This window comes from Nostoc sp., from assembly GCF_036919595.1.
In the GTDB taxonomy this organism is placed as follows: Bacteria; Cyanobacteriota; Cyanobacteriia; order Cyanobacteriales; family Nostocaceae; genus Nostoc.
The window spans coordinates 1-9990 of record NZ_JBALCO010000003.1 but is presented as its reverse complement, the minus strand read 5'-3'; the positions used below and the strand labels follow the sequence as shown (position 1 = coordinate 9990).

Here is a 9990-nt window from a genome sequence, read left to right as displayed (position 1 = left end):
CTTTGAAGGTGCTGTGAACATGGCACGTGATATGTACAATGCCATTTACTCCCCATTGATGAAATTGGCTCAAATTGATATCCGTGGTGACCAAAATCCGGTAAGTACCAATGGTAATGGTAACGGTAAAGCAACCAAAGAGGTATCAGAGGAAGTCGTTTCCTTAATTCAACAGCAAGTTAAGGAAGCCACCTCAGAGGTCAAACAGCAAGTTAAAGAAGTCACTTCAGAGGTCAAACAGCTAGTTAAGGAAGCTGCGCCACAGGTTCAAAAGCAAGCTAAAGAAGCTGCACCACAGGTTCAAAAGCAAGCTAAAGAAGCTGCACCACAGGTTCAGCCACAAGCTAAGGAAGCTGCGCCACAGGCCAAACAGTTAGCTAAGGAAGCTGCACCACAGGTTCAGCCACAAGCTAAGGAAGCTGCACCACAGGTTCAGCCACAAGCTAAGGAAGCTGCACCACAGGTTCAACAGCAAGCTAGCGAAATCGCGGTATACATTCAAGAGCGAGCTGCGGAAGTCACAAAATTAATTCAAGAACGGTGTTTGTGGCAGTTTCACTCGCGTGCATGGGATCGGGAAGAAAACATCAATGGTGTTCTCAATAAGGCCGCCCAAATCTTGACTGGAGAAAAGGTGGTTCTGGACACCTTGATCGAGAGAGGTTTTTATGCAGATGCGAAAATCCTTTCTGCTGACCTAGAAATTAGGTTTTCATGGTTAAGTAAGATGGAGAACTCGCAAAAGAAGGCAGTACTGGAATCTGTTAAGGCAATGCTGGTCGATATTGTAATAACCAAGTCGAAGAATGGTGAATTGCATTATTCGCTTTATTAAAGCAATTAGATCGGTAGTTCAACCCTCCGGGTGACGCTCCTGCGTCGCTAATGCTGACGCTAACAGCAGTTCCTCTTGGGGGAAACCCCTTGGCGCTAGCCTCTCCCCTTGGGAGAAGACCGGACTGCCTCACTAAACGAACAGTGTTGCTGAATTAAAGTAGGAAATAGAGTTTTGTCATTCTGTTCGCGTTGGCGTAGCTTCTGGTAGAGAAGCCTTCATGTAGGGTTAGATCGCTTTTCGCTTCTCCCCAAAAGGAGAAGCGATCGCCTTCATCAATTCCTCAAGAGTAGCAAAGTGTTTGCGTAGCATCTCATTTAGTTTTCAAGGCTTTTCAGAAATTCAATTCTATCCTTCTGATGTAGTCGATGCTACGCATCCCTTACTTCGATTTAAAGGTACGAAAACGCCTTCATGCAGACACTTTACTCCGTTATCTATGCCCTGACGCACCTACCACAGAACAGGATGACAATTCATTCTTTCTTTCAACAACGTCAAACAAATACAAGCACGAGTTTCTCACTATCTAGGAGTCAATAGGATGTCTTTAGTTGTAAAACAAAAAGAACGCAAGGGAATAATCAATCCTATATTTACCTGTCAGCCTGCTGGGGCTGAGTACGCTGCAATCGGAGTAAAAGATTGTATTCCCCTGGTGCATGGAGGACAGGGGTGTAGTATGTTCGTTCGTTTGCTATTTGCCCAGCATTTGAAGGAAAATTTTGACATTGCTTCTTCTTCACTCCATGAAAATAGCGCTGTCCTTGGAGGACAGCCACGCATTGAGGAAGCCGTACACACTTTAGTCGCACGATATCCCGATTTACGGATTATTCCAATTATTACGACTTGTTCAACTGAGACGATTGGGGACGATATCGAAGGAACCATTAACAAGCTCAACGGTCAGTTAAAGGAGGCCTATCCCGATCGCAAGATTGTCCTTGTTCCCGTGCATACCCCCAGTTACAAAGGTAGCCAGGTCAGTGGCTATAATGTCGGCATACATGCAATCATTTCTAGCCTGGCAAAAAAAGGCGAACCAACTGGCAAGTTGAACCTGATTACTGGGTGGCTTAACCCTGGAGATGTCACGGAAATCAAGCGCATCTTAAAAGATATGGATGTTCCAGCAAACATCTTAGTGGATACAGAATCCTTCGATGCGCCTACCATGCCCGATAAGACAAGTTTTGCCTTTGGGAATTCAACCATTGAAGAAATTGCTGATTCTGCTAATGCGTTGGGAACTATTGCCTTATGCAAATATGAAGGAGGCAGCTCAGCTGAATTCTTACAAGAGAAGTTTAAGGTTCCTGCAATCATTGGCCCAACACCAATTGGCATCAAAAACACTGACGTCTGGCTGCAAAATATCCAGAAACTGACTGGCAAACCAATACCAGAATCTTTAGTCAGAGAACGTGGAAAGGCTATCGATGCGATCGCCGACCTCGCCCACATGTTCTTCGCTAACAAGAAGGTAGCTATTTACGGAGATCCCGATCTGGTAATTGGCCTAGCAGAGTTCTGCTTGGAATGTGAGTTAGAGCCAGCACTGATGTTGTTGGGAGACGACAACCGAGCCACCAGCAAAGACCCAAGAATTGCTGCGTTAGAGAAGCAAGCAGCCTGTGATATCGAAGTCATCTGGAATGCAGACCTTTGGGAATTGGAGCGCCGCATTAAAGATAAATCCATGCAAATCGACTTGATTTTGGGTCATTCCAAAGGTCGATATATTTCTATCGATCACAAAATTCCAATGGTTCGGATTGGCTTCCCCAGCTTTGACCGGGCAGGTATGTGGAAATACCCCATTATTGGCTATAAAGGAGCAGAATGGCTCGCAGACACCATTGCTAACACCATGTTTGCAGATATGGAGAACAAGCACGAGCGCGAGTGGATCTTAAACGTTTGGTAGAAAGCTGATGTATATGGGGGATGGCATCTATCCGCAGTGATATTTCTGTCATCCACCCCCAACTGATTAGATGGTATTTCCATCATAATTTTTACGATACTTAGCAATACTATGTCAATTGTAAACCAGGCAGCACCCGTTTAACTGATTAGTTTCAGAGGGCGGCTTAGTAGCCTGGTTTACAAATCACCCTTCGGATTCGGCAGTTCCTCCTGGGGGAAACCCCCAAGACCAGACTGCCTCACAGGGTACTGAAGACAGAAGCTATACAAAGACTGGAGAGTAATCATGACTGCAACAAGTATAGATAAGAATGTCGTATTTTACGGAAATTTGAGCGAACTGTATCGTTTGGCAAAAGAGGGTAAAATTAAGACCACTTTACAAGGTAGTCATACCCGCCCCTGTAAATTTTGGACTGCAACGAAGATTTTAAGTGGGATTAAAAATGCGATCGTCATTTCTCATGGACCAAGTGGCTGTGCCTATGGTGTAAAGCGGGCATATAAGCTAACCAATAGCCGCAATAGTGGTTCACCTTATGAACCCGTGGTGACTACGAACATGAGTGAGAAGGCGGTAATTTTTGGTGGAGAAAAAGAATTAGCAGGCGCGATTCGAGAAGTAAATGAAAAATACCATCCAGATGCGATCGTTGTTGCCACTAGTTGTGCGTCTGGTATTATTGGGGACTGTGTTGATGACGTCGTGAATAAGGCGCGTGGCGAAATCCAGTCTGAAATCATGACGATACATTGTGAAGGATTTGCCGGGGAATATCGCAGTGGATTTGATATCGTATTTCGGCAAATCGTAGACTTTATGGAGCCGCCAACTCCAGAGCGGAAGGCACAACTAGCTGATGCTGTCAATATTGTGGGCGCAAAGATGGGCCCTGAAAGAACAGAAGTCGAAACTGATGTTAAAGAACTGGTGCGATTGATAGAAGGAATGGGGGCACGAGTTCATAGCGTCATCGCTGGTGACTGTACTTTAGAAGAACTCAAGCAAGCACCGAGTGCGGCAGTCAACTGTACTTTATGTTTGGATCTTGGCTATACCATCGGCAAAGCCATGTCAGACAAGTTCGGTACTCCGCTAAACTCTACTATCCTTCCCTATGGAATCGCTGCTACAGAAAAATGGCTCGAAGGGGCGGCAAAATATTTAGGCATGGAAGAACAAGCGGCTGCCCTAATGGAAAAGGAATATGCCGCAATCAAGACTGAATTTGAAGCAGCTAAGGGTTATATAGAAGGGAAGTTAGCGATTATCGAAGGACATGATGCTATCAAGTGCTTATCCCTTGCTCACATGTTGGATCGTGATTTTGGGATGCGTGTAGTAATCTATAATTTCCATCCCTGGAGTACAGAAGCACGAGAAACCAGTGTAGACTACCTATTGGAAACAGGGTTAGACCCGGAAATATTGATTACGAAAGGGACGCTGGCCTTTGGCAAGTACGAGTCCATGAAACAAACGGAAGATGAATTACTGGATTTCATTGGTGGCCTTGATGCAGAATCGGTAGTTTATTTTGGTTCTTCCTTGAGTTTCCCCCATATTCCCGTAGTCGATTTAAATGCTATCTTAAATCGTCCCAGATTTGGCTATCGCGGAGCCTTAAAGGTCGCAAGGTGTATTGAAACAGCACTCCAATATGCCTTTAGACCTCGGAGTGCTTTAACCAAGCAAATGGTATTCCCTAAAGATTCCGGGTTGGCATCTACTCAATCACTAAGCGGAAAATTAGCTCAAGACATGCCTGACTGTACTGTATATGCAGAGAAGAGACGGGGAAAATGTATGAACGAGTAATAAATGAAATGTGACTTTGCTAAATAAAAGTATGGATTTGTCTCACGCAGAGGCGCAGCCAAATAATAGGCTTCTTCTTTCTTTGTGTCCTTTGCGTTCTTCTCTACGAGACGCTGCGCGAATGCGGTTCGTTCCTCATATAGTTTGAATTTGGCGTATCTTTATACCGAATTGGTACTAAGCCAAAAACGTCAAGGCAGAAGTCGCTACAGGCTGCGCGAAATACAGAAACGTCAAGACAGAAGTCGCTACAGGCTGCGCGAAACACGGAAACGTTAAGCCAGAAGTCGCTACAGGGAAGACAGAAGCCGTTACAGGCTGCGCGAAACACAAAAACGTCAAAGCAGAAGTTGCTACAGGGACAACAGAAGCCGTTGCAGGCTGCGCGAAACACGGAAACGTTAAGGCAAAAGTCGCTACAGGCTGCGTGAAATGCATTTACCATAGTCAAGCCTTATAAAAACAGGAGGAAAAAATGTCTGCTGAAACAACTTTTGACAATTGTAACCATAGTAAAGACCCAGTAGTTGGCTGTGCCCTTGAAGGTATTGCAACTACAGTTGCTGGTATTAAAGATGTCAGTATTGTAATTCAGTCTCCACAGGGTTGCGCGTCCACTGTTGCAGCTGGGTATGATGCTCATGAGGTTGATTTCACCAAGCGAAAAGTAGCTTGTACTCGTCTTTTTGAGTCAGACATTGTAATGGGAGCGTCTGAGAAACTCAAAGGGATGATTAAAGACGCGGATAAATCTTTTGATGCTAAGGTGATGTTTGTCGTTGGTACTTGCGCGGCAGACATTATTGGTGAAGATATTGCGGGATTATGCAACCAGCTTCAGCCAGATATCAAAGCCAAACTCGTTCCTTTAATGGCTGGTGGGTTTCGGGGCAATGCTTATGATGGCTTGGAGATGGGTTTGGAGGCTTTACTTCCTTTTATAAAAAAAAGGGAGACCAAGAGAAAGGGCAGGAAGCCAAAGATTGTAAATATCATTGCACCACAGGCAAATCTGAATCCTACTTGGTGGGCTGATTTGCATTGGGTAACGCAGACGTTAAAGTCTTTAAGAATTAAAGTGCAGACGGTATTTTCTCATAATACCTCTTTTGAAGAACTAGAGCAAGCTGGTGAAGCAACCGCCAATATTGTTCTCAGTCATGATGTTGGGTATAAGTTTGCTCGGAAAATGCAACAGACTCATGACATCCCTTTGATCCTTGATGATATACCTTTACCAATAGGTGTAAACAACACTACTCGGTGGTTAAAGGCATTGGCGGCACATTTCAAGATAGATGAAAAAGTGGAGCCAATCATCAAACAAGGCGAAGAAATGGTCGTAGATACACTTCGCAAACGAGCATTGATGATTATTCCCCGATATCGTAACTGTAGAATTGCCGTATCTGCGGATGGGACGCTTGGTATTGGACTAGTCAGAATGCTTTTTGAAGAATTGGAGATGATTCCAGAAATATTATTATTTCGCTCGGCGATACCTGATTCTCGTTCAATTTTGGAGCGAGAACTGTACAGCCTCGGTCTTACTTCCCATATAGTATTTTCGGCAGATGGCTATCAGGTAAAACAAACCTTAGAAGAGTTTGGTGTTGATGCTGTGATTGGTTCAGCATGGGAAAAATACATGGCAGAGGAATTGGGAATCAAAATTGCTTTTGATGTATTTAGCCCCACTAACAGAGAAACTTATGTTGACAAGCCATATTTTGGCTATGAAGGCATGATCAATATCATGGAAGTGATTGCTAACGATTGGGATAGAGCTTTTCGTTCCAAAGAAATTAATTGGACATAGAGAAACAAATATACCTCAATATGCTTAGTTTAAGCTTTTTTCTCTCTCTGTTCTTACTGTCTTCCCCAACAGATAAAGGTTAAAAATATAGGACTTACGCATTGATAAAAAGTTGATTCATGCGGCTAAGTCCCTACTTCCTCTTAAAGGGCTGTACTATATTGTTCTAACTGAGAGTTTCAGTTTCATCAACGACAAATAGTCTACCTGCGTGACGAATAGCTTCGGGTTTGTGAATTTGCAACAACTTTAACACTCCGATGCCCAGCAATAGCCAAATCAAAACGACAATTGGTGCTAAGTTAAGCGGTGCTGGTGGAGGGGGATAAAGGTTGCCAACTAGGACACTACTAATCGTGATTATTGAGAGCCAAGGTAGCAGAACATAACGCAACCAACCAAAGCGATTCGTAAAGTTTTGCTCCAACTGAGTGCGGCGTTTTGTCGAGAAATATCGAAAACACGATAAACTAGTCAATCCATAGATCGCTAGGGCAGCCAGCGTTATGACTGTTCCCAGAAAGGCAAAGGCCTGAATCGGTGTCCACAGCATTCCCAACCCTAGCCCTACAAACGCAGAACTGCCACTCAACCCGAAAATGGCATTTGTCGGTGTACGATAGGTGGGATGAATGTGCGCCAACCAACGGGGAAACAGTTCTTCTCGACTGATGGCATAGATAATCCGAGCAGCACCATTGAGAAAGGCAACGGCGCAGGCATATCCTGCCATAATTCCCGCAAAATCAATCAATAAGGCGAACCCATTTCCCCAAACGTGACGTGCGATCGTATCGAAGGGGGCAGCATCTTGGGCAAAGGCTGCCATGTTATGGATGCCATATCCCAGCGTTGCCACATATGACATCAGCACATAGAACACGCCGACTAAAACTAGGGTGATCACCGTCGCTTTCGGAATTGACTTTCGGGGGTTTTGAACTTCTTCGCCCGATGTAGTTGCAGATTCAAACCCGACGAAACTGAGGATGGACAAAATCACACCCACAAACAGGTTGCTATGCTGTGGTAGCCCCGTCAGCCTGAAGGGTAATAGTGTCAATTGTCCGGTTTTGCCAGCTTGGATAAACACGATGAGCGCAAGCAATAGACAAACGCCGAGTTCAAACATCAATAGTGTCAGATCTAATTGCAGGGAGAAGTGAATGCCGCGATAACACACTGCCCCGACGATCAAAGCGAACAAGCAATACCATAATGTCCAGTTTAGGTGTACGCCAAACCAGTGCAGTAACAGTTCTTGAAAATTCGCACTCATTACTAGAAAGACAAAGGCAATAGCCGCACCGAAGGAAATTAAGCTCAACCAACCAGCGAGAAAGCCCCAGCGTACTCCTAATCCTTGAGTCACAAAGGTATACAACGAGCCACTCGCGGGGAACTCGGCTGCAAGTATGCTAATTTGATCAGCAACTAGCAGAGCCACCCCAAAACCAATGATGTAGCACAATGGCATCGCTGCACCGACGAGTCCCGCTTGGGGAATGGTATTAAAAAAGATGGCTCCCACCGGAGACATCGCAGCGACTGCCATAACGACTGCATGACGCAATTGCAGCGTATTGCGTTGCAGCTTTGGGGGTTCGCTCGAAGAATTTGTAGCAGGTGTCATATCCAAGGGTGGTTTATTTGCTGATACTGCTTATCATCCATCAATGGAAAAATGAGCGCAACTTATTGTCCGATCGCTATGAGTAGATGACACCAATTTTAAGTAATCATTTCGGTGACGGGCGGCGTCTAATAAATCCGCTGATAAAGCTTTGCGATCGCACTACCGTTTTACTTACAAAACCTTTAAAGAGTATTGTTGTGATAGATTTGGTTATAGTCGGCAAAAGTCACATTACTTGATTGCGGCGGCTAATGTCTTCAACAATTCGACAACCATTGGTTGTCAAAATGTGCCAAATGACAATTTGACAACTAATAGAACAAAAATTCTGCCCAGCGATCGCATTAACAGGCTACGCGACGACGGAAACTTTGAATAAGTTGCCTATGCTGTGTTAAACCATCTATGAGAGTTGAAACGCCCGTATTTGACTAAGTTTTAAGAAGAAATTTTGAGTCTTATAGAAAAAAATATCAGATTACAGATAAATCAAGAAACTACTCGACAATATTAAATAGACATTTTAGGGACTTCCAGTTAAAAAACATCCCATTGTAGGGGCACAATGTCAATATCTCCTACAAATGTACAAATAATTTTGGATAATTTATTTTTTGTCAGTTTTTTATATTGAATCCAACGTTGCACTTGTTGGTAACTAATAAATTAATAAAGTTTTTTAACTCAATTTTGTATCTAAAATTAAGTCTATAAGCTAATTGTTTCACCAAGAATACAATGACTTTCGGCATACAAATTGTAATTGTGTCTTAATGATTTAAAGTTGGCTTTTTGCCAGCATTTTCACGTCTTCTTTTCCTCGTGTCCAGTTTTAACAAGAAAGAATTCAAGAGTCAGAAGCCAGAATTGAATTCTGTATAACTCAAGTAGCAGAGTCTTCTCCATATAGCCCTTCTCCTAAAAGAGACGCTACGTGTAGCTTGCTTCCACGGGAGCAAAGCGTCTCGGAGAAATAGTGTTACGGGCATCCTACAGCAGGTGTTAGCCTCTCCCTTCGGAACAATATGAGGCGTTTTAGCGTATAGGGCAGTGTTAACGAGTCTGTGTAAAGAGATATTCTTAAAATCTTTAAAAGTATAAATTTTAGAAAAAGGATTATCTTAACAAAAATTTATTAAAAATTAGGAATTAATTAATTACTAAGAAATTTAATTCTCCATCAAATAAAAATATTGGAGATTTCAAGATAGGGTGATAGTTTTAGATAATACTTATGGCATAAATCTTCTGATAGAGAGACAATTACAAGATGAAATTGTATTCTGTTAATCATGTCATATTGAGGAAAATACTTGTAAGAAAGAGTGCTTCTTATAAAAAAGTTAAATCCAGAAAATTACCAACTATTATTACCAACAAAAACAGAGTGGAGTAAACAGATGAAATTTCGGCTAAGACGCCGTGGTTTTGGTAAATTGATGATCGTTAGCACAGTAGCGGCTACGATCAATAATTTTGTAGAGAAAGCTGTAGGACAAACTCAAGTCCAAAAAACTACTCCAATACCGCAAACTTCGACACCTGAAACTATGAAGGTGACGCTGCAAGTAAACGGAACAGCACACAATTTACAGATTGAACCACGTGTTACCTTACTTGATGCACTGCGGGAATACATAGGGCTAACTGGTAGTAAAAAAGGTTGTGACCACGGTCAATGTGGTGCTTGTACGGTGCTGGTTAATGGGCAGCGAATAAATTCCTGCCTAACATTTGCGATCATGCACACTGACGCTGCAATTACAACCATTGAAGGGCTAGAGCAAGGAAATAATCTGCACCCGATGCAAGCTGCGTTTATTGTCCGCGATGCATTTCAGTGTGGCTACTGCACCAATACTTTTCGGTTAAGCCTAAAAACGGGTAAATTAAGAGTTGTACCTGAAAATCAGCAGCTAAATGCAACTCAAAAAATTTTCGTTGGTCGC

7 protein-coding genes are annotated in these 9990 nt (G+C 43.2%); 6 read left to right on the top strand and 1 reads right to left on the bottom strand.

Annotated features, from left to right (window positions below; all coding sequences use genetic code 11):
- The 4 genes from vnfG to V7K21_RS00105 form a co-directional block, all read left to right on the top strand.
- Positions 1-835, top strand: an 835-nt coding sequence (gene vnfG / locus V7K21_RS00120) for a V-containing nitrogenase subunit delta (RefSeq protein ID WP_335170821.1), incomplete at its 5' end; no start/stop codon positions are given.
- Positions 836-1379: 544 nt separating this feature from the next.
- Positions 1380-2765 carry a nitrogenase component 1 gene (locus tag V7K21_RS00115; RefSeq protein WP_335170820.1) on the top strand — a complete coding sequence of 462 codons (1386 nt, stop codon included), beginning with the start codon at positions 1380-1382 and terminating at the stop codon, positions 2763-2765.
- Between the two features lie 288 nt (positions 2766-3053).
- Positions 3054-4586, top strand: coding sequence for a nitrogenase component 1 (locus tag V7K21_RS00110; protein WP_334812965.1), 1533 nt, complete (start codon positions 3054-3056; stop codon positions 4584-4586).
- Between the two features lie 475 nt (positions 4587-5061).
- Complete coding sequence (locus V7K21_RS00105) at positions 5062-6405, top strand: nitrogenase component 1 (RefSeq protein ID WP_335170819.1); 1344 nt, start codon at positions 5062-5064, stop codon at positions 6403-6405.
- Positions 6406-6571: 166 nt separating this feature from the next.
- Here the strand turns inward: V7K21_RS00105 and V7K21_RS00100 are convergent, their stop codons facing one another.
- Positions 6572-8038 (bottom strand): APC family permease, encoded by a 1467-nt coding sequence (locus tag V7K21_RS00100; RefSeq protein ID WP_335170818.1) that lies wholly within the window; start codon positions 8036-8038, stop codon positions 6572-6574.
- Between the two features lie 151 nt (positions 8039-8189).
- Between V7K21_RS00100 and V7K21_RS00095 the strand changes: the two genes are divergently transcribed.
- Positions 8190-8420, top strand: coding sequence for a hypothetical protein (locus tag V7K21_RS00095; RefSeq protein WP_335170817.1), 231 nt, complete (start codon positions 8190-8192; stop codon positions 8418-8420).
- Positions 8421-9441: 1021 nt separating this feature from the next.
- A partial coding sequence (locus V7K21_RS00090; RefSeq protein ID WP_335170816.1) for a 2Fe-2S iron-sulfur cluster-binding protein occupies positions 9442-9990 on the top strand: 549 nt, incomplete at its 3' end.

Excerpts from the sequence above, each read along its gene's own strand:
- V7K21_RS00105 (WP_335170819.1), top strand. The coding sequence starts at position 5,062 with ATGTCTGCTGAAACAACTTTTGACAATTGTAACCATAGTAAAGACCCA.
- V7K21_RS00100 (WP_335170818.1), bottom strand. The coding sequence starts at position 8,038 with ATGACACCTGCTACAAATTCTTCGAGCGAACCCCCAAAGCTGCAACGC.
- V7K21_RS00110 (WP_334812965.1), top strand. The coding sequence starts at position 3,054 with ATGACTGCAACAAGTATAGATAAGAATGTCGTATTTTACGGAAATTTG.
- V7K21_RS00115 (WP_335170820.1), top strand. The coding sequence starts at position 1,380 with ATGTCTTTAGTTGTAAAACAAAAAGAACGCAAGGGAATAATCAATCCT.